General features: G+C 33.5%; 17 protein-coding genes and 1 pseudogene. 9 read left to right on the forward strand and 9 right to left on the reverse strand.

What is annotated here, in order from left to right; all coding sequences use genetic code 11:
- From OQH62_RS05395 to glf, 9 genes are all read right to left on the reverse strand, one after another.
- On the reverse strand, positions 1 to 638 hold a 638-nt coding region (locus tag OQH62_RS05395), incomplete at its 3' end, for an N-acetylneuraminate synthase family protein (protein WP_266014904.1).
- Positions 619 to 1,800, reverse strand: coding sequence for a hypothetical protein (locus OQH62_RS05400; RefSeq protein WP_266014905.1), 1,182 nt, complete (start codon positions 1,798 to 1,800; stop codon positions 619 to 621). The genes OQH62_RS05400 and OQH62_RS05395, both read right to left, overlap by 20 nt.
- Positions 1,793 to 2,593: a hypothetical protein gene (locus tag OQH62_RS05405; protein WP_266014907.1), complete on the reverse strand. Its 801-nt coding sequence runs from the start codon at positions 2,591 to 2,593 to the stop codon at positions 1,793 to 1,795. Before OQH62_RS05405 ends, OQH62_RS05400 begins: the two co-directional genes overlap by 8 nt.
- On the reverse strand, positions 2,593 to 3,405 hold the full coding sequence (locus OQH62_RS05410) for a hypothetical protein (RefSeq protein ID WP_266014909.1): 813 nt from the start codon (positions 3,403 to 3,405) through the stop codon (positions 2,593 to 2,595). Before OQH62_RS05410 ends, OQH62_RS05405 begins: the two co-directional genes overlap by 1 nt.
- 7 nt (positions 3,406 to 3,412) lie before the next feature.
- On the reverse strand, positions 3,413 to 5,581 hold the full coding sequence (locus tag OQH62_RS05415; protein ID WP_266014911.1) for a glycosyltransferase family 2 protein: 2,169 nt from the start codon (positions 5,579 to 5,581) through the stop codon (positions 3,413 to 3,415).
- Complete coding sequence (locus tag OQH62_RS05420) at positions 5,547 to 5,897, reverse strand: hypothetical protein (protein WP_266014914.1); 351 nt, start codon at positions 5,895 to 5,897, stop codon at positions 5,547 to 5,549. The genes OQH62_RS05415 and OQH62_RS05420 overlap by 35 nt, the downstream gene beginning before the upstream one ends.
- Positions 5,884 to 6,471: a hypothetical protein gene (locus OQH62_RS05425; RefSeq protein ID WP_266014916.1), complete on the reverse strand. Its 588-nt coding sequence runs from the start codon at positions 6,469 to 6,471 to the stop codon at positions 5,884 to 5,886. The genes OQH62_RS05420 and OQH62_RS05425 overlap by 14 nt, the downstream gene beginning before the upstream one ends.
- A complete protein-coding gene (locus tag OQH62_RS05430; RefSeq protein WP_266014919.1) occupies positions 6,468 to 7,820 on the reverse strand; it encodes a glycosyltransferase family 2 protein in 1,353 nt (450 codons plus the stop codon). The genes OQH62_RS05425 and OQH62_RS05430 overlap by 4 nt, the downstream gene beginning before the upstream one ends.
- A complete protein-coding gene (glf, locus tag OQH62_RS05435) occupies positions 7,817 to 8,911 on the reverse strand; it encodes a UDP-galactopyranose mutase (protein ID WP_266014922.1) in 1,095 nt (364 codons plus the stop codon). Before glf ends, OQH62_RS05430 begins: the two co-directional genes overlap by 4 nt.
- 283 nt (positions 8,912 to 9,194) lie before the next feature.
- Here glf and OQH62_RS05440 point away from each other — a divergent pair, with 283 nt between their 5' ends.
- From OQH62_RS05440 to OQH62_RS05480, 9 genes and pseudogenes are all read left to right on the forward strand, one after another.
- On the forward strand, positions 9,195 to 9,605 hold the full coding sequence (locus tag OQH62_RS05440; RefSeq protein WP_266014925.1) for an adenylyltransferase/cytidyltransferase family protein: 411 nt from the start codon (positions 9,195 to 9,197) through the stop codon (positions 9,603 to 9,605).
- A gap of 9 nt (positions 9,606 to 9,614) precedes the next feature.
- Positions 9,615 to 10,859 carry a hypothetical protein gene (locus OQH62_RS05445; protein ID WP_266014928.1) on the forward strand — a complete coding sequence of 415 codons (1,245 nt, stop codon included), beginning with the start codon at positions 9,615 to 9,617 and terminating at the stop codon, positions 10,857 to 10,859.
- Positions 10,856 to 14,197, forward strand: a complete 3,342-nt coding sequence (locus OQH62_RS05450) for a CDP-glycerol glycerophosphotransferase family protein (RefSeq protein ID WP_266014931.1) — start codon at positions 10,856 to 10,858, stop codon at positions 14,195 to 14,197. The genes OQH62_RS05445 and OQH62_RS05450 overlap by 4 nt, the downstream gene beginning before the upstream one ends.
- Entirely contained in the window at positions 14,157 to 16,196 is a 2,040-nt protein-coding gene (locus tag OQH62_RS05455; RefSeq protein ID WP_266014934.1) for a hypothetical protein, read from the forward strand. The genes OQH62_RS05450 and OQH62_RS05455 overlap by 41 nt, the downstream gene beginning before the upstream one ends.
- A 21-nt stretch (positions 16,197 to 16,217) precedes the next feature.
- On the forward strand, positions 16,218 to 16,784 hold the full coding sequence (locus OQH62_RS05460) for a dTDP-4-dehydrorhamnose 3,5-epimerase family protein (RefSeq protein WP_266014937.1): 567 nt from the start codon (positions 16,218 to 16,220) through the stop codon (positions 16,782 to 16,784).
- The gene (locus tag OQH62_RS05465; protein ID WP_266014940.1) at positions 16,777 to 17,829 is read left to right on the forward strand and encodes a GDP-L-fucose synthase family protein; all 1,053 of its coding nucleotides are present in this window, start codon (positions 16,777 to 16,779) and stop codon (positions 17,827 to 17,829) included. Before OQH62_RS05460 ends, OQH62_RS05465 begins: the two co-directional genes overlap by 8 nt.
- A complete protein-coding gene (locus tag OQH62_RS05470) occupies positions 17,826 to 18,746 on the forward strand; it encodes a hypothetical protein (RefSeq protein ID WP_266014943.1) in 921 nt (306 codons plus the stop codon). The genes OQH62_RS05465 and OQH62_RS05470 overlap by 4 nt, the downstream gene beginning before the upstream one ends.
- 17 nt (positions 18,747 to 18,763) lie before the next feature.
- A complete protein-coding gene (locus tag OQH62_RS05475; RefSeq protein ID WP_266014946.1) occupies positions 18,764 to 18,919 on the forward strand; it encodes a hypothetical protein in 156 nt (51 codons plus the stop codon).
- 95 nt (positions 18,920 to 19,014) lie between these two features.
- Positions 19,015 to 20,050, forward strand: a pseudogene (locus tag OQH62_RS05480) (GDP-mannose 4,6-dehydratase).
- The last annotated feature ends 27 nt before the right edge of the window (positions 20,051 to 20,077 follow it).

Consider the following 20,077-nt stretch of genomic DNA (forward strand, 5'->3'; position numbering starts at 1 on the left):
GTGGTATGATCACTTAGTCCTACCAAACAATCAAATTCTTTTTTGAGTTCAAGCATAGCATTTAAACGTACTAAATGCTTTGGAGTTGGATATAAATTTGTCGTGTGTAAAAGCACAAAAGGCACTTCAAAGTCTCTTAATATTCGCACGCTTTGGGCTATACTTTCAAGATTATTCATTCCTGTACTTACTATCATAGGTTTTTTAAAGGCTGCGATATGTTTGATTAAAGGCGTATTATTGCATTCACCAGAGCCAATTTTATAAGCACTTACTCCCATATCCTCCAAACGATTTGCCGCTGCCCTGCTAAAAGGTGTACTCAAATACACAAGTCCTAATTTTTCAACATACTCTTTCAACGCTCTCTCATCTTTTTCATTTAAAGCACATTGCTTCATAATCTCATAAATACTTTTTTTCGCATTACCCGGAATCACTTTCGTGGCTTCAAAACTCATCTCATCATCACAAATATGAGTCTGATGTTTAACTATTTTTGCCCCGCTTCTTTTAGCAGCATCAACCATAAGCTTTGCAAGCTCTAAAGAACCGCTGTGATTAATGCCTATTTCCGGAACTACCAAAGGTTCATCTTGATAAGAAATGCTGATATTTTCAATCTGTATTTTTTTCATTGTTTCTTCTTTCTCTAAATTCTTTTCGTATCCTCTTACTCTCAAAAAACACAAATTTCAAAACTCCGCCCCGCCAAAGATTTTTATAAGCTACAATGAAAGCCTCACCCAATTTATAGCTTAAATGCTCCTTCATTTTCAAAGCTTCTTTATAATCAGCAAGAGACTCTAAAGGAGGAAGTTTTAATGAGGATTGTTTTTTTAATTCTTCTTGATGAAGTGCAGCGATATAAGATAAAACATAAGGCATTCTTAGGTAGCCAATGAAAGATTTTGAATTAAAAATAATGGCTTGCCCAAGTTTATAAGAAAGGGAATTACGTATTCTAAACACTGCACTTATAAGCTTTTCTTGCATCGTGTTATTAGAAACGCTTGTTTTATTGTTTGCATTCTCATTAAATTGTGCTTTTAATGATTCTTTGAAGTCTTCATTTATGGCAATTTGCTCAAGTGAAAATTTCAAGCTTGTTGTCTTTTCAAGCTGATATTTTTTCTTATACAATTCTACCTTAGGCACATCGAGTCGGTGTAACCTTAAATTTTTGCTAAGTTTTCCCTGAATACAAAGTTGTTCTAAAGCATTTGCTGCTAGATTATAAATATGTTCTGGAGGAATATGAAAATCATACAAAAAGACGCCTTGAACATTATCCATCATCAAGTACTGCTCTTCTATAAAATGACGATTTTCAAAAGCAAGATTGTGCCTGTCTATTCTTAAATGATTCTCGCAAGAAGCAAAGGCTACACCGGGAAGTTTGCAAAAGATAAAAGGGACTAATGCCGTAGTTGAAACATCACTTATAGCCATATCACACATTGTGCAGTAGCAAATTTTAGTCCTATAATCATAACCGCTTAAAGACTTAAACGCTATCTTTTCTCCTTTTGCACCCTGAAGAATGACTGAATTTGTAGAACTATTTGAAAGCTTGGCATCAAAAAAGCTTTGGGTTTTATATACGATTTGCCAAAAGGCTTTGAGATTTTGCTCTACCTCTATACGCTCTCCATCATAAGCAGTCAAACCATCAACATAAATTTTAATGCTCGGAAAATAAAGGCTGAAATTTTTAAGAATGAGAGCAACTCCCTCATATTGCTCAAGCCAAACTCTCCTTTCACCGGGAAGTCCAAGCCAAAGGGTGAGATCAAACATTTCTAAATCCCCCCCCCCATTCAGTGTTCAATAAAGTTTTAAAACCTGTTTGTTGGAAAGAAGTAATTTGAGTTTCTAAAAAGTCATTAGATCTTGAAATAAAAAGAGCTGGACGAATTTTTAGCCTGCTTGTATCTTGTATGCACTTCATAGCAGGGTGTTTTAAAAACATAGGTTCATCAAGCACTAAAGCGTTTTGCAAATAAAGCCTTTCATACCAAAGCAAATCATCCATAAAATAATGATATGGTCTAGGATTTGCAAAAGAGAGGGCAAATTTTCTATCCTGATAAACAAGGTCTTTTGCTGTGATATTTTGTACTATTTTTGGAAGATTGCTCAAGCAAAGCCATAGTATCCATTTATAGTGTTCTGTCAAAGGTTCATTCAAATACTTCAGTCCTAAGAATTCATCTTGAGTGATGAGGATATAAGCAAAAACATTTTCTTGTACCAAAAGCCAAGGATGTTCGTTGTTTTCATCAATAAAAAAGAGTATTTTATTGTAATCTTTAAATCCGCAAAGCTCATTATCACAACTAAAAACTGCCCTTGTTGGTATGTTTAAAGTGGGATGTAAGAGTTCAAAATACTCTTTTTCAAAAAGAGTCTTAAAAGTAGTTTTGAGTTTTTCATTCTCAATATCTGTTTTGTCTATACAACAATGAAGTAAGGAAATCTCATTGTCATAATCAGTGTATTCATAACTTTGAACTTTTAAACCTTTGATACCATAACTCTTATGTAAATGTTTGAGTTTGGAAAGAAAAAGTTCTATTGAAGTAAGATTCATTACGCTTTTTCCTGTTGTAATTTTAAAAGCTCTTTAGAGTCCAAGCTATATACGCCATAGGTATCAAAAATATCCTCTTTATCTACAAGGGTATTAAATTCTTCAAGAGCTTCTTTAACAACAAATTCAAATGTATTTTGGTTGAATCCGCATCGTAATGGTATAGTGATAAGTCCGCAATCATCTTCACAAAAATGCAATTTCGCACTCCGCGGTATAAAAAATAACTTCTCTTTTTTTACCTTAAAATCTTCTAAGCAAAGCATGTAGTAGTAGTAGAGGGTATCTACAAAATAATGAGTTGGTCGTTGATTGGACATATCAAGCATAAAAGGCGAATCTTTGAAAACAAAAGTTTCTTTACTCAAAACACCTTCTTCTATCATCTTTTTTATATCCACAGGCACCACCCAACGAATCCACCTGTCGTGTTCATTGTTGTTTGCATAACGTTTATTCATAAAATAATGCTCTAGGGTGATGATGAAACTTCCCATATCATAACTTGAAAGCATTATCCAAGGATGCTTATGCTGTTCATCGATAAAAAAAGTATAAATTCTCAAACCACCCGGATTATGGCTTTTAACAGCCCTTGTGAGTATATCCGTGTAAAAAGGATGGTGGAGTTCAAAATTTGGACTGTGAAAAACCTTTCTCCACATTGCACTAAGTTCCTGTGAATTATAATTTCCCGTATGAAAACACCTTTGAGATAAAGCAAGCTCGCATTCTTTTTCTTCATAAGGATAAAGCTCTAATTTGTGCTGTGTTAAATTCTTGCATTTTGTAAGAAAATTCTCTATAACCATAAAAGTCCTATCCTAACCCTATGCAAAGGATTTTAGAAATGATGGCAAGCTTGCTTTCATAATATTGTTTAAAAATGGCACTTTCTTTAAAAATCTTTTGTATTCTAAGCACGATACAATCGATTCTGTCTAAAAAGCTACTCTCTAAAAGCTCATCAAGTACATTGTAATTTCTAAAATGAATCTCAAGCTGTAAAAAATCCAGCCTTTCTTCTTTAGCGAAGTGTGAAGTTAGAATATCTTCAAGATACACATAATTTTGCTCTTGCTTTACAAAGTACAAATGCGGGGGCAAACCAAAACCATCTTCTGTACTTAACTCAAGGCTTTGTTTTGTTTTTTTTGATACTAAAGCAGCATTTTGTATATGAAAGTTGGGATTGTTGAAAAAGAATTCTAACAACTTCGTTTTTGAGGCAAAAACATAAACAAAAGCTCTCTCTTGTAAATGCTTGTAGAGATTTTCACTCTCCTTTGGGACAAAATCCACACACACGGGACGACTTTTTACAAGAAGTTGATAAAAAAGCGCACTTTGAGAGGAATCAAGACCCTGATTGTAAAGAGAACTTGTGAATTGACGCAAAGAAAAACCTACCTCACTCACACTCCTTGCACTTTTGTATAAATGCCACTCCAAAGAACTTAGTTTTGTATTTAAAAGCATACTCTGCTTTAAAAACAAGGCTGTTTCTTCCTGTTTTGAACGTTGTATTTTAAATCGTAGCACAATAAAGAGAATCCAAAAAGGTAAAAATGGTACAAGAAACCACCACCTATAAGCACTTACAAATGCCACTCCAAGCTGGTAACTCAAATGCTTCTTTAAAGCAAGATATTGGGCATAATCGCTATATTCTTTGAGGCTAGGAATATGCACAAAAGGATAAAGCTTACAATTTTCCCTCATCTTTGCTTGAGATTTTTTCGCATTGCGTATCATCTTTATGAGTACAAAAGGAGCGCGCAAAAAATCTTTAAATTTTTTCAAACCTAGCACATACGCTCCGCTTTTATACACTATCTCATTTTTTACTCTTGTATCAATACCTCTTTTGGCGCTTTCTTTTTCTAAAAAAGGTTTAAAACACTCTAAATTTTTCATCACATCAAGCGGGTCAGCCGCGGTACAAAGGATAAAAAGAGCTTCATTAATATAACTTGGCAACAAAAACTTTTTCAGTACCTCTTTAGCGTACTCATCTTGAAGGGTATTATAAAAAATGCACAATGCTTTTGCACTTATAACTGCTGAACTTAAGTTTAAATACTGCTTTGTCGCATTGGCATCATTATCAAAATCCTGTAAGTACTTTTGAAAATAGGGTGAAATAGTTTGCTTGGAAATATCACCTGAATAATTCATCAAAGAATTCTTTCGTATGCGGTAATGATACATTCTTCGAGGATACACATAGATACTCTGTGCGCTAAAAAACAAGCATATTCCAAAATAATCGTCTTCTTTAATAATAGAATCGATAAACCTTATGCCTGTTTTTTTCAAAAAAGCAAAGTCAATCATACCCTGCCAAGAATAGTAAAAAAAATGCAGTTTTGTTTTTTCTATCCTTGTTAAAAAATCGTCCTTGCTAATGATTTGCTCACTTTTATATCCTAGCCATTCAAGAGTACTAACCCATTTATTGTCTTTAACACCTTCAAAAAAAGCTTTGGCACTGAAAAACAACAAATCACATCCTTGCATTCGCTTGAGGCATTCTTCAACGCAGTCAAGTTCTATAAAATCATCAGAATCAACAAATTCAATATAATCAATCTTAGAGAGTTCAAAAACAGGATTTGCGATAGAGTTTTCAAACGCCGCTTGAGACTTTAAAACTTGTATGATTTTATAAGGATTGTCATTTTTGACGCTAAAAGAATACAGATTCTCTAATGCACCTTGAAAGTTGAATTCATATTCTCCACTTAAAAAGCTAATAGAAACATTCCTACTACTACTACTAAGCCCTGCATTTACTTTGTCTATTATAGTAATCCTTGTATCTTTTTGTGCATACAGCTTCGCTATCTCCAAACTCTTATCTGTACTGCCATCATTGACTAAAATAATCTCTATATTTGCATAGCTTTGATTCACTATACTTTCTAAACACTCTTCTAAATACGGCTCTACATTAAAGAGAGGTACAACTATTGCAACTTTTTTCATTCCAAGTTTTCTTTCTTAAATAAATACTGCCCCCACCACAAAGACCATAATCTTTAATCTTTGAAAAATGGCACAAGTAGCTTGCCCAAAAGAGTATTTCAAAATCAGTGTTGTACTGTAAAAAAGCTCTTAAAAGATAGGCTTCATTATACGCTCTTCTTTGTTCTAAAGTCCAAATTTTAGGGTATTCAAAAGGATAAATGATATCGTGTATATGCACAAGAACTCCTTTTTTTAATTTTGGCAAAATTTCAAAATAAATCGTATTAACATCACTAAAAGGACGAGACACATGAGAGCTATCAATAAAAAGCATATCCCCCCCCCCCTAAGTTAGAAAAAACTTCTCTATCTATATCTTGCATATCTTCTTCTATAAGTTTGAGATTATCGCTTGATTTGAGTAAGGCTTTTAATCTCTGTGCACGTGGTTCTATGCAAAGAAGATTCATTTGGTGGTTTAAAATTTCATTTGTATCAAGCATTAAAGCTGTACTAAATCCTGAGCCTATTTCTATAACATTTTTAGGTCTAAAATACATCAAATGGGCATACAAATGCCGTGCATCATCACGTCCAAACCAAACATTATCGTCAAAGTCATAAAAACGATACTTTTGATTTTTTTCTTTGTCAGCCATAGGACAATCATCAACATAATTTTTAAAATTTTCATACAAATTAAGCTGAGCTTGTTCGTTTAAATCTATAGCATAGAGCTCTTTTTTTAAAGAAAACTGCTCATATTTTTGTACAAGTTCTATCTCACTAGGATAAGGGCTTTCATAATGCCCTATAGGGGCTATCTTGGAAAATTGTCTTAAAGCAAAATATTCGTGTCTGTCTCTAATTAATCTGTATATTCTACGCATTTGTGTGTATAAACTCATTTTCTTTCCTTTTTATAACTTTTATAAATAGGATAAATTTTAAAAGCAAAACTCAAAGGATTTTTCACTAAAGCCTCACCAAGTCTATAACTTAAATACTTTTTCACCGCCAAAGCTCTAGAATAATCCCTGTATAACTCAAGCGACAAAGGTTTTAAATGGGGCATTTTTTTATAGAGCACTTGCAATACTTTTTGTTCAAAACGATGCTTTTTTGTAATTGTATAAAGAGTATAAAAAAGCCTCAATGCTTTACTCAAAGTTTTTGCCTCAAGTAAAGCCATTCCAAGCTTAAAAGCTAGGTGATTTTGCACCCTCTCAACTGCCCCAACAGGCTTACAAAGTACATTAAAATAAAAATCACTCGGCGAATGCAAAATAGCATCTAAAATCTCTCTTTTCCAAGTTTCAAGCCTCAAGTCATCAAGCTCTTCTTTTGAAAATCTGCTAAAGTCCTTACGAAACCTCTCTAAAAATTCAAGTTTAAATTCATCTGCAATTCGGTTTAAATTCCAATTATACCCGCCAAAACGAAGGTACTCTAAAACACTGCCAAATTCTTTCACAAGCCCTCTTTCTTCTAAAAAAAGCCTCATAAAATCATACTCTTCACACAAACAATACACCTTATTTTTAGCATTGCACGATGAGTTTTCATTGTCTTGTCGGTACAGATAAAAGGCTTCATTGACAAAGAGTAAGCTTTTACAAAGCACTATACTTTGAAACCAAAATCCTGTATCCTGATAAGAGGCTCCGGCGGATTCATTGAATTTCAAGCCTTGCTTTCTAAGGAAAGCAAGGCTAAAGAGGCTCGGCTGATTCATATTCCAAGTATTTTTTAAGATATGTTCTTTGCTTAAAAGTTTTGGATTTTCACAACACAGAGGCTCGGCTGATTCAAACAGAAGTTTTTTTCCATACAAAGCACTATCATAGGCTAAAGGGCAGTATGTAAGATTCTTTTGATTGTTCTGTGTATGAAACTTCAATACATCACTTTTAACTATATCAACATTGTGAGTTTTGGCTACTTCATAGAGTCTCTCATACATATTATTTTTTATACAATCATCGCTTTCAACTATGCCTACATACTCAGCTCTTGCTGCCTCCAAACCCAAATTCATTTGATACCCATAACTTCTTTTTTCACTTATTATCAGTTTAAAACGACTATCCTGCTCTACAAATTCTTGTATAATCTCAAGCGTCCCATCAGTACTTTTCGCATCAACACACAGCACCTCAATGTCTTTAAAAGTCTGATTTTGTATGCTTTGCAAACATTCTCTTATATACAAAGCACAATGAAGACTTGGTACTATTACAGACACCTTTACTTTCATTCTCTAAACTCCACACTCACAAGCTCTAAAGCTGCTTTGATAACATCTTGCATATCATAGTAACGATACGAACCAAGTCTGCCCCCAAAAATGACTTTTTCTTCTCTATGGGCAAGTTTTCGGTACTCTTCATACAAGGCAGTATTACGCTCATCGTTGATAGGATAATACGCTTCTTTGTCAATGCTGTATTCTTGCGGATATTCTCTTGAGATAATAGTGTGTTTTTGTGTGCCAAATTCAAAATGCTTGTGTTCTATGATTCTTGTAAAAGGCGTTTGCTCGTCTGTATAATTCACCACAGCAACTCCTTGATAATTCTCACATTCTAAATATTCTTGTTCAAACCTCAAACTACGATATTCAAGAGTACCCAAACAAAAGTCAAAATAGCTGTCAATAGTACCTGTAAAAATGACTTTCTCACAACAATCCTTATACTTTTGCTTATATTCTAAAAAGTCAGTATTGAGTCGCACTTCACATTTTTCAAGCAGCTTTTCAAAAATACGCGTATAGCCTCTTTTCGGTATGCCTTGATAGGGGTCGTTAAAATAGTTATTATCATAGATAAAACGTACAGGTATGCGGCGTAAAATTGAGCTTGGCAAGTCCTTACAACTCCTACCCCATTGCTTTTGAGTATAGCCCTTAATAAATTTTTCATACACATCAGTTCCAACTAGAGACAGAGCGTGTTCTTCAAGATTGCTTGGGTGTGGGCAGGCTTTTTTCTGTTCTTCTATGATAGCTTTTGCTTGTTGGGGAGTGCGTATATTCCAAAGTTTTGAAAAGGTATTCATATTAAAAGGTAAATTATAAATTTCGCCTTTATAATTAGCTAGAGGGGAATTGATGAAGTGATTAAATTCGCAAAAGCACTGCATATAATTCCAAATTGCAAGCTCACTCGTGCGAAAAATATGCGCACCATAGCTATGGACATTGATACCTTCTTCATTGTGAGTGTAGCAGTTCCCGCCTATATGAGGTCTTTTTTCAAGTACAAGACATTTTTTTCCTCTCTTGCTTGCCTCATAAGCAAAAACACTTCCAAACAATCCACTCCCAGCTATGCAGTAATGAAACATTCAACAGCCTTTTTTAGATAAAGTTTGAAAATAGTTATTTTCAAACTTTTTTCTTTTTCTAACATTCAACAAGAAAACTAAATTATATCATTGCTTCATTAATGTAAATCAGGATTGAATTGTAATCTTAATATCTTTAAACATTTTTTAAAAAAGGCTTTTTTTCAATTTCTCCTCTAGTTATTTTAATTCCATTTTTTAAGAGTTTAATTCAATTTTTATTGAATTCATTTTGTATTGAAAATAACTATTTTCAAACAATTTTTTAAGGAGATTTTAAAAAATGCCTCAATTACAACGCAAAAGGGTTATAACCTTTGGAACTTTTGACTTGTTTCATTTTGGGCATTTAAAACTTTTAGAGCGGGCGGCAAAACTTGGAGATGAACTTTTTGTAGGCATTAGTTCAGACAAGCTGAATTTTGCCAAAAAATCGCGCTTTCCCATTATGAGCGAGTTTGAAAGGGCTAATATAGTAGCTTCTTTAAAATGTGTCAATAGTGTGTTTTTAGAACAAAGTCTTGAGCTTAAAAGGGAGTATGTGATGCGTTATGAGGCTGATGTTTTAGTTATGGGTGATGATTGGAGTGGACGTTTTGATGAGTTGAAAGATTTGTGTGAGGTTGTGTATGTACCGCGCACAAAAAATATTTCAACCACAGAACTTTTACAGAGAATTAGAAATGATTTTTAAAGAGTGCTAATGACATTTACAAGAAGTGCTAAACTTGCTTTTTTGCAAACAAAAAATTGTATTTTACCTGTTCGTTTGCTTTGTATTTTGATTGAATTTTATGCTCAAAGTCTTCAAACACGACAAAGGGCTAGACTCCTCATAACTTTCTTACAAATTTTAAAACAAAAAATAGCCTATTTTTATCTTGCAAAACTTGCCTATCTCGATGCCCAATACTCAAAAGCCCTCAACTTGCTTGAAAGCTATTTACAAACAAAACCTGATAATGTCGATGCTTTGTATCTTAAAATGCGTCTTTTAGTGTTTTTAAAAAAAGGGAAAGAATTTTTAAAAACCTTTGAACTCTGCCTGAAAAACTCAAACAGACTCAAAACTTTCATAGAAGCAGCCGCGTTGGTAGAAAATGAAAAAGAATTGCAACAATTCCTTGATATTACCAAAGCTAATGAAAATAATTTTGCCAAATTTCAAAACAATCAAGCAATAATAAAAAACGAACTCTCAAACGCAGCTAAAAATGCCAAAAACTACGCTCTAGCAAAGCAGTATGCAAAAGAAAGTTTATTTCTTAAACAAAAGACTACTCAAAAACTTCCTATGCGTTACAAAGACGCAAAAGAAGCTTTAAGAGATTTGGCTGTACTTTTAGAAAAAAATGGCATTGAAATGTTTTTAATCAGTGGCTTGTTTTTGGGCGCCATCAGGGAAAAAAACATATTAAAACACGATTATGACTTAGATGTTGGAATTGATGCTATGAATTTAGAAACTCTACAAAATATCTTCAGTAGCTCTCCTGTTTGGACACTCAAAAACACGCGCTATAAAGGTGGCATACAAGCAAACCATAGTAATGGCGTGTATGTTGATGTGTTTTTTCACTATGAAGAAAATGGCTTTTTGTATCACGATGGGGATTTTGTGAGATGGAAAAACAGCCCTTTTGAACTTGAACGGCGCGAATTTTTAGGATCACATTTTCTAATGCCAAAAGATTTTGAATTGTATTTGAGTGAAAATTATGGAAAAGAGTGGAGAAAAAACAAGAATTCAAAAGAGTACAACACCTTTTTAGACACTCCAAATATGGAGATTACAAACAAAGAGGAGTATATTCTTTGTTTAATGAAACTCCTTAAAAGCGAATTTGCAAAAGACAATGAAGAGCGCATACTCACAGCCCTTTTAATGCAAGGTGAGCAACAATTTGTACAAGAATACAAAGAATTGTACAAAGGAAAGAAGCTATGAAAAGAGTGCTTTTTTATTTCTTTTACCTTAGGGCAATGAGAAGCTATCATCAAAAAAAAGACTACAAAGAGGCTTTAAAGTACTATGAAAAAGCAAGTAAATTCCTCCCACATCACGCTAAAAATTATTTCAAAATAGGAATGTGTTACCATAAAATGCGAAAGTACTATGAAGCAAGTACTTTTATGCAAAAAGCATTAGATCTTGATAGTACAAAAGAAAACTGGAAAAAACAGCTTGAAACAACAGCACACAATGACCTTACCATCATCAAACCACAGGAACTTTGGTGGAAGGATATTTTGGACTTAAAAGAAGCTATAAAAAAAGGTGGAGTATTCCTTGAGTATCTTAAACTTGGCGAAGCTTTAGCAAAAATGCACCGTTTTTTTGAAGCTGCACAGAATTATGAAAAAGCTATTAGTCTGTGCAAGGAGACTCAAAAATTAGCGCAGTTGTATTATGAAATGGGTTTTTGTTATGAATCAAGCTCCAAAGAAGCCCTTGCTCAAAAAGCGTATGAAGAAGCTATAAATCACGATGAAATCCTACAAAGCAAACTCTATGGCATAGGAGTTTTTCACTGGAAAAAAGCACGTTTTGTTTATGCAAACCGTGCTTTTTTAAAAAGTTTTGAAGAAAAACAAGCATTGCAAAAAAATGATGAGTTTCTCTTTAAACTTGGATTGAGTTTTGAAAAACTCTATGAATACAAACAAGCAAGTATTTTTTACCAAAAAGCTTTGGAGTATAACTATCACAGACCCTATACGCATTTTAAACTCGCACTGATGTATGAAACGTTTGGAGATTTTGAAAAAGCCGCTCTTTCTTACGAAGAGGCAATTAAAAGAAAAAATAATTTTGAAATACAATGGTTTCACAAACTTGTTTTTTGCCTCAATACACTTGGAAAAAGAGTCAATGAAGTATTTTTAGAGATACAAGATTTACTACAAAAACTTGGCAGTGATAAAAATAAAATTCTTATTCAAAAAGCAATCTATACGCATTTTTATGAGAATTTAAAAATAGATGAAAAGACTATTTTGTATGAGAGTTTTCACGGAAGATTGATGAGTTGTAATCCTTATGCTCTCTTTAAAAGCCTTATTAAAGATGAGAGATTTAAAGATTTTACGCACATTTGGGTACTTTCTAGTGCTCATTTTATGAAAGATGAGTATAAAACAATGAAAAATCTCATCATCGTAAAAAGAAATTCGCAACTCTACCTTCAATACCTCGCAAGTGCAAAATACCTCATCAACAACACCACCTTTGATTATTATTTCATACGCAAAAGAGGACAATTCTATCTTAACACTTGGCACGGTACAGCTTTTAAAACTCTTGGCAAATACATCAAAACAGGTTTTATGCAACACAACAACACTCAAAGAAATTTCCTCCAAACAACACATCTACTAAGCCCTAACACTTTTATGAGTAAGGTGCTTTTAGAGGATTATGATATTGCTGGGCTTTATAATGGAAAATGTCTTCTTAGCGGGTATCCAAGAGTCGATCTTACTCTTAGTACAGATACTGCTTTACAAAAGAAACTCAAAGCAAGATTGAAAATCAAAGAAGGAGAAAAAGTACTTTTGTATGCTCCAACCTTTAGAGGGCATTTTGGTAAAGCAAACTTTGAGTACGAATCCATCACGAAACTCATCAAAGAGCTTTCTGTAATGCCCTTTAAAATCCTTTTTAAAGGGCATTACGAAACTCTAAAATATATAGAAAAAGAAGAATTAAAAATTTGCGATGCTAACGACAGAGAGCTTGATACGAATGAGCTTTTAAGCATAGTTGATGTTTTAATTACTGATTATTCAAGTATAGCTTTTGATTTTATGCCTTTAGACAAACCTATTATTTATTATTGTTATGATTATGAGGACTATAAAAAAGAAAGAGGGTGTTATTTTGACTTTAAAGATTTGGGCTTAAATTATTGTAAGAGTGTAGAGGAGATCAAAACTCTTTTGAATGAGAGGAATTTCTTAGAGCAAAAAGACAGATTCACCCATTTAAAAGACAAATTCTTCCCGCTTGAAGATGGAAATTCAAGCAAAAGAGTGAAAGACTTTTTCTTTTTTAACCACTTTGATGAAAAACTGCTTTATAAAACAGCAAAGAAAAAAGCTTCAATGCTTTTCTTTGCTGGTGCTTTTATGCCAAATGGTATTACTTCGGCTTTTAAAAATATGCTTGCTAGTATCGATTTAGAAAATTGCAATCTTCATATAGCTATTGAACAAAACTCTATCCACAATTTCCCTGAAAGAATGCAGCTTTTTAAAGAATTGGGTCAAAACATTGCTGTATTACCTAAAATAGGAAGTTTCAATTTGAATCTGCAAGAATACGAGCTTTTAAGCACTGAAGAATTCTTTGAAAAAAGACACAATGAAACTATGGAGCAGATTTTTGCTAGTGCTTGGGCTAGGGAATGGAAAAGGCTTTATGGGGAAAGTGTTTTTGATTTTATAGTCCAATATGATGGGTATAATCGCTATTTTTCTTACCTTTTTGCCTATGCACCGATAAAGGCAAAAAAAATCATTTACGCACACAATGATATGCAGGGCGAGTTTTATAAAAAATTCCCCTATCTTAGGGGAATTTTTTATCTTTATAAAAGATTTGATTTGATTCTTAGTGTTTCAAAAATGACTAATGCTCAAAACAAAGACAATCTTGCTTTAAGTTATGAAATTCCACAAGAAAAATTCCAAACTTTACGCAATTTTATCAATGCAAAAGAAGTGCTTTTAAAAAGCGATATGCCCCTTGCTAAAGGATATCAAAAGTACTTTAAAGGTGAAGTTTTTATCAATATCGCAAGACTTTCTGTGGAAAAGAATCAAAGTGCCCTAATACGAGCTTTTGTAGAGTTTCACAAGCAAGTGCCTAAGGCAAGACTCTTGATTTTAGGTGATGGTCCTTTGAAAGAGAATTTAAAACACTTAATTAAGAGCTGCCAAGCAGAAAGATATATCTTTCTGCTTGGCTTCGTCGCAAATCCTTATAATTTTCTTAAAAAAAGTGATTATTTTGTACTCTCAAGCAAGCACGAGGGCTTGCCCCTCGTGCTTGCTGAAGCGATGATTCTAAAGAAAAAAATCCTCTGCTCTAATTTCGCTTGCGCGAAAGACTTTCTTGGCTCAAATAATGAATTTGGTCTTGTTTATGAAGATGAAAAACTCTACGAAGGATTACACGCTATACGAAAACCAGAACTCAAATTCAAAGACTTTGACACAAAGGCTTACAATCAAGAAGTTTTAAATGAATTTATCAAAGTGTATGGAAAAGAAAATGATTTTTAAAGACTGCGATTTAGAAAATTTAGAGCTCAAACAAGAAGGAAATGTTTTTACACTCAAAGAACCTAATAAAATTGAAGTTTTACAAATTCTCAATGAAGTTAATACAGAGAGTTTCAAACTTAAAATCAACGATGAGCAAGTACACGAATTTCAAAAAACAAACCAAACACCTTTTCTCATCAATTTAAAAAGTCAATGCACCATTACTCATTTTGAATTCATTAGCGATGCCAAACTTCAAGTTACAGCTTTTAAAAGAAAAAATCCAGCTCTGCTTGTATGTGGGAGAGCTGACGCTTTAGGGTCAAGAATGAGTGCCTTTTTAACAGCCCTTTATTTGAGTAAAAAATTCCATTTCAAATTTGCTTTTGTGTGGGACACTTTAGATAAAGACAAAGGAGTAGCTTTTATAGAGAGTGCAGCAGAACTCTTTGAAAAAGAATTCTTAAAAGAACACGACTATTCTAATGTTTTACCACTAAGAGGAGATGGAAATACTCTTTGTTTTTCATCTCTCAAAGAATTACAAGAAAATCCTTACAAATCTGCCTTTTGGGGTACTTGGGTGATGAATTACTACATCTTAAATACCCAACATTTAAGTGATTTAGACGAGAAAGAATACTTGGATTCTTTATGGGCAAATTGGAACAATTTGCCTTTTAAAACAAAATACAAAAACCAAATTTCAAATGCCATAACACAAGCAAAATCAATAGGTCCTTTCGTTGCTTTGCATATGCGAGGAGGTGATAGCATAGAAACAACCCATTATAGAAGATTGCTATTCTCTCCCATCATCTATAAATACATCTTTCCTGTGGATTTAGCCATCTTTAGCGCAAAACATTTCATCAAAGAAGGCTTTAAAGTCGTATTATTTGGAGCTGATACTGAAGCAAATATGGCTATAAAAATGTATCTCAAAGATGAGGTTTGTTGTGGAAGTTTCTTTTTAGCAAGTGATTTTCACAGCAATTTAAACGATATGCAAGCACAAATTTTTGAAATCACTCTCTTAAGTAGGGCGAGAAAAATCATAGCCAACCACTCCACCTACTCAAAATTTGCTGCTGCGCTTGGACAAACAGAACTCATTAATTTCACCACTTATTTTGATTCAAAAACACTCTACAATGCTTTTATTCTCACTAAAAGCAAGGATTTTTTAAAAATTTCAAATATACAAAAAGCGGCTTCACTTGCCTTTATGTATCTACTAAGTTTGAAAAATGAAAAGAGTTTTGAAAAAAGAATACAAATTTTACAACTTGCTTTAGAATTTGATGTAAATAATTCCTGCTTTCGAATAATGTTTATCAATGAACTTTTTAAAGCAGGTTTTCTCCAAAGAGCAGAAAACTATCTCAAAATCACTCTGTGCGAGAGGCTTGAAGAATTTCTCTCCTCACTCTTAGCAGTGCTTTGGGGCAAACACAGAGTACATCAAGAATGTTTTGACTTCTATAAAAAGTATGCTGATTCAAAATATCCTTATATCTCTTTTGTTGCAGCAAAAATCTATGAATTTGAAAAGAATCCTGAGCTTGCTTTAGCAAGTCTTGAGCTCTGCCTCAAAAAAGAAAAGAACAACGAAATTTTCTTAAAAAATCTTGCAAAAATTAGTCCTTCAAAAATTCTTTTAGGAGCACCTTTAAGAGTACAAAATACCCTCTCATACAGACTAGGGCGACTTTGTATTCAAGCAAAAAAGAACAATTTAAAAGACTTTTGCAAATTGTGTATCAAGCTAATGAATGAAGCAGTGATTTTTAGCGAGGAAAAAAAATACAAACAAGCTCCACTCAAAGAGTATGCTGACTACAAAGAGTCTTTAAAAGTGCAACAACACCTCTCCTATCAGCTTGGCTCTGCCCTAATCAAAGCTTACAAATACAGATACATAGGGGGTTTTGTGAAATTTCTTTTGTATGACCTGCCTAAGATACAAAAAGAATTCAAAGAAAAACAAAAAAGGAAGAGTAATGAAACAGAATAAATCAGGTTTTGGAGTGTGCTAATGGCTATGGAATTTATCATCAATGAAAGCAAAATTTTACAAGGCGTTTTCGTCATAGAACCAAATAAATTTAGTGATGTAAGAGGCGATATTTGGACAGCTTTTACCAAAGAACATTTAAGTACTCTAATCCCTAGTGAATTAGAGTTTAAACACGACAAATTTATCAATTCTCATCGCAATGTTTTACGCGGGATTCACGGCGATTATAAAACCTACAAACTTGTAACTTGCGTTTATGGAGAAGTTAGACAAGTAGTAGTTGATGCAAGAAAAGACAGCCCTACATATTTGCAATGGCAAAGTTGGGATATAAGTGCAAAAAATCAAAAACTCATTTTACTTCCGCCAAATATGGGCAATGCGCATTTGGTACTTTCAAAAGAAGCTGTGTATTACTATAAACTTGCCTATGAAGGTGAGTATTTGGACGCGCCTGAACAATTTACCCTTGCCTACAATGACGCCAATATAGGAGTGGATTGGGGTATTGAAAACCCAATACTTTCAGACAGAGACAAACAAGCTCTTAGAACTTCCTCCACAAAAAAGGATAGCAATGGATAAAAACTCAAAAATATTTGTCGCCGGACATAAAGGCACAGCAGGAAGTGCTTTGGTAGAAGAGCTTTTAAAACAAGGTTTTCATAATCTCATCACTCAAAATCATCAAGAGCTTGATCTTACAAATCAAGCCAAAGTGCAAGAATTCTTTGCAAAAGAAAAAATCGAATGTGTTTTTTTATGTGCGGTACTTCCTTGTGGGGCTGCAAATGTTGCACAGAGGGCTGATTTTTTATATGAGAATTTGATGATACAAAATAATGTCTTGCATTCAAGCTTTTTAAATGGAGTGAAAAAGCTTGTGTGCTATGGTTCTGGCTATATGTATCCTGAATTTGCAAACAATCCTCTTAAAGAAGAATACCTCCAACAAGGAGAGCTTGAATGGGGTGCTGCTTCTTTTGGTACAGCAAAAATAGCCCTTGCTTTGCTTTGTGAATCATACAACTTGCAATATGGCACGAATTTTTTATGCCTTGCTTTAAACAATCTTTATGGCAAAACAGCAAATTTTGACCTTTCAAAAGCAAGAGTTCTTCCTGCTTTACTAAGAAAATTCCATCTCGCAAAGCTTTTAAGTGAGGGAAAAGAAAAAGAGCTGCTAGAGGATTTAAAAATGCACAAAAAACAAGCACAACAATATCTTCAAACCTTTGGAATTAGTGAAAAAAGTGTTGAAATTTGGGGTAGTGGCTTAGTAAGACGCGAATTTCTACATAGTGAGGACTTGGCTAAGGCAAGCATTTTTGTAATGGAAAATGTGGATTTTAAAGATTTGCACAAAGAAACAAACAAAATAAAAAACTCTCATATTAATGTGGGCACAGGAATTGACTACACAATCAAAGAAGTTGCTTTACTTGTGAAAGAAGTTGTCGGCTTTAAAGGAGAGCTCGTTTTTAACACAAACAAACCTGACAGCTCTATGGACAGACTTATGGATATTTCTAAAATCAAAGCTTTAGGCTGGAAAGCAAAAATCAACCTTAAAGAAGGAATTATGATGATGTATGAGCATTATAAGAAAAAAGGAGAAAACAACAAATGAAAGAAAAACTTGCTGCACTTGAAGAAAAACTCATCTTAAATAATAGACTTAGCTACAACATTCTTATGTCAAATATCATCATTAACTCAAATATCAATGCAAAGGATAAAGAACTTTTGCTTTTGCTTTTACAAGAAAGAGACAGAAATTATGTACGTATCAATCATAATAAACAAGTGTATGAAAATATTTGTTCTTATTTAAATGTTTTAAGACCTCTTGATTTAAAAGAAGAATTGCTTGTGCGAAGGGGCGGTGAAAATGATGGATCTTATGTAATGTTTAATGGGGGGGGGGAATTGAAAAAGAATCATAATGCAAAAGCCCTTTCTTTAGGAGTAAGTGAATATTCGCCTTGGGATTTAGAAATGGCAGAGCTTGGTTTTAAAGTCATAGAATATGATGCAAGTATTGAAAAATCTCCTTATGAGCATAAAAATATAGTCTTTCATAAAAAATTTATAGCTTGCCATAATGATGACTTGCATATTACTTTAGAACAAGCTATCAAAGAAAGTACTCTAGATGAAAATCAAGCAAATATTTTGCAATGCGATATAGAAAACTATGAGTGGGAAATGCTTGAGAGTATCGATATAAACCTTTTAAAGAAATACTTTACTCAAGTAATCTTTGAATTTCACGGGTGCAATCCTGAAGAAACAGATGGTTTTCAACAAAGAATGAAACAACTTTTAAGACTGCGCGAAAATTTTGTTCCTATTTATACGCATTTTAACAATCACGGCAAGATTTTTTACAGCAGAGCTTTGTTCTTTAGCACAACTATAGAAGTAAGTTTTGTAAGAAAGGATTTAATGCCAACAAATACAAAACTAAAAGAAAATGGTGAAAGCGTTTTTAACTCACCTACCTATTTGCCAAACCCAGAAATACCTGTGAGATTTGTTGATTAAAAACTATAAGGATAAAAATGAATTGTAATTTATGTTTTAGCACCAAAACAAAAGAGCTTTTTAATGCTAAAAATGCCTTTATTTCAGTAGCCTTACTACAACAAAAAGCTTTTGAAAATGGGAGGGGTATGAGCTTTTGTAAGAGTGATTTAGACATAAAGCTTAAGCGATGAACTTTGTACTAAATCAAATACGCCTTTGATAAAGATGAGCGTAGATGATGTGCTTTTTACAAGCAAGGTGTAATATTAAAAACAGAAGGAAAAAGATGAGAAAAAAGGCACTAATTACTGGTTTTACAGGACAAGTCGGCTCACAAATGGCTGATTTTTTACTATCAAATTCAGATCTAGATTTGATCTGCCTTATGCGTTGGCAGGAAAGTATGGACAATGTTTATCATTTAAGTGAGCGTATAAATAAAAAAGAGGGAATAGAAATTTTTTATGGGGATTTAAATGATTATTCTAGTTTACAAAAGCTTTTTGAGAGCAAGAAACCGGATTTTATATTTCATTTAGCCGCACAAAGTTTTCCAAAAACTTCCTTTGATATACCTCTTGAAACCTTGCAGACAAATATCATAGGCACTGCAAATATACTAGAAAACATAAAAATTCTAAAACAAAAAGAAAACTATAATCCAGTAGTTCATATTTGCTCATCAAGCGAAGTGTATGGTAGAGCAAAAACAGGCACTAAACTAAATGAAGAAACACAATTTCACGCCGCAAGTCCTTATAGTCTAAGCAAAATAGGCACAGATTATTTAGGACAATTTTACGGAGAGGCTTATGGAATTCGCACCTTTGTAACGCGTATGGGAACACACAGCGGACCAAGAAGAAGCGATGTGTTTTTTGAAAGCACTGTTGCAAAACAAATAGCACTAATAGAAGCAAGATTGCAAGATCCTGTTATAAAAGTAGGAAATTTGGAAAGCACAAGAACTTTTCAAGATGCAAGAGACGCTGTAAGGGCTTATTATTTGCTTGCACTTGAGTGTGAAAAGGGAAAAATTCCAAACGGAGAATGCTTTAATATAGCAGGTGAAGAAGCTTTCAAGTTGCCACAAATCATCGATATATTGCTCTCTTATAGCACTATGGGGGGGGGGGATTGCAATATGCGTAGATGAAAATAGACTGCGTCCTATTGATGCAAATTACCAAATGTTTGACAATACAAAAATAAAAAGTTTTATCGACTGGAAGCCTGAAATTCCCGTTAAAACGATGTTAAAAGACCTACTAGAACACTGGCGTCATCAAATAAAAATGGGGAGGATTCCACTCAATCGTTAAAACTTTAAATTCAAGGCTTTAAGACTA

The organism is Campylobacter sp. MIT 21-1684, from assembly GCF_026241315.1.
In the GTDB taxonomy this organism is placed as follows: domain Bacteria; phylum Campylobacterota; class Campylobacteria; order Campylobacterales; family Campylobacteraceae; genus Campylobacter_D.

Excerpts from the sequence above, each read along its gene's own strand:
- OQH62_RS05425 (WP_266014916.1), bottom strand. The coding sequence starts at position 6,471 with ATGAGTTTATACACACAAATGCGTAGAATATACAGATTAATTAGAGAC.
- OQH62_RS05410 (WP_266014909.1), bottom strand. The coding sequence starts at position 3,405 with ATGGTTATAGAGAATTTTCTTACAAAATGCAAGAATTTAACACAGCAC.
- OQH62_RS05450 (WP_266014931.1), top strand. The coding sequence starts at position 10,856 with ATGAAAAGAGTGCTTTTTTATTTCTTTTACCTTAGGGCAATGAGAAGC.
- OQH62_RS05455 (WP_266014934.1), top strand. The coding sequence starts at position 14,157 with ATGAATTTATCAAAGTGTATGGAAAAGAAAATGATTTTTAAAGACTGC.
- OQH62_RS05430 (WP_266014919.1), bottom strand. The coding sequence starts at position 7,820 with ATGAAAGTAAAGGTGTCTGTAATAGTACCAAGTCTTCATTGTGCTTTG.
- OQH62_RS05405 (WP_266014907.1), bottom strand. The coding sequence starts at position 2,593 with ATGAATCTTACTTCAATAGAACTTTTTCTTTCCAAACTCAAACATTTA.
- OQH62_RS05445 (WP_266014928.1), top strand. The coding sequence starts at position 9,615 with ATGACATTTACAAGAAGTGCTAAACTTGCTTTTTTGCAAACAAAAAAT.
- glf (WP_266014922.1), bottom strand. The coding sequence starts at position 8,911 with ATGTTTCATTACTGCATAGCTGGGAGTGGATTGTTTGGAAGTGTTTTT.
- OQH62_RS05465 (WP_266014940.1), top strand. The coding sequence starts at position 16,777 with ATGGATAAAAACTCAAAAATATTTGTCGCCGGACATAAAGGCACAGCA.
- OQH62_RS05415 (WP_266014911.1), bottom strand. The coding sequence starts at position 5,581 with ATGAAAAAAGTTGCAATAGTTGTACCTCTCTTTAATGTAGAGCCGTAT.
- OQH62_RS05400 (WP_266014905.1), bottom strand. The coding sequence starts at position 1,800 with ATGTTTGATCTCACCCTTTGGCTTGGACTTCCCGGTGAAAGGAGAGTT.
- OQH62_RS05440 (WP_266014925.1), top strand. The coding sequence starts at position 9,195 with ATGCCTCAATTACAACGCAAAAGGGTTATAACCTTTGGAACTTTTGAC.
- OQH62_RS05475 (WP_266014946.1), top strand. The coding sequence starts at position 18,764 with ATGAATTGTAATTTATGTTTTAGCACCAAAACAAAAGAGCTTTTTAAT.
- OQH62_RS05460 (WP_266014937.1), top strand. The coding sequence starts at position 16,218 with ATGGCTATGGAATTTATCATCAATGAAAGCAAAATTTTACAAGGCGTT.
- OQH62_RS05420 (WP_266014914.1), bottom strand. The coding sequence starts at position 5,897 with ATGCTTTTTATTGATAGCTCTCATGTGTCTCGTCCTTTTAGTGATGTT.
- OQH62_RS05470 (WP_266014943.1), top strand. The coding sequence starts at position 17,826 with ATGAAAGAAAAACTTGCTGCACTTGAAGAAAAACTCATCTTAAATAAT.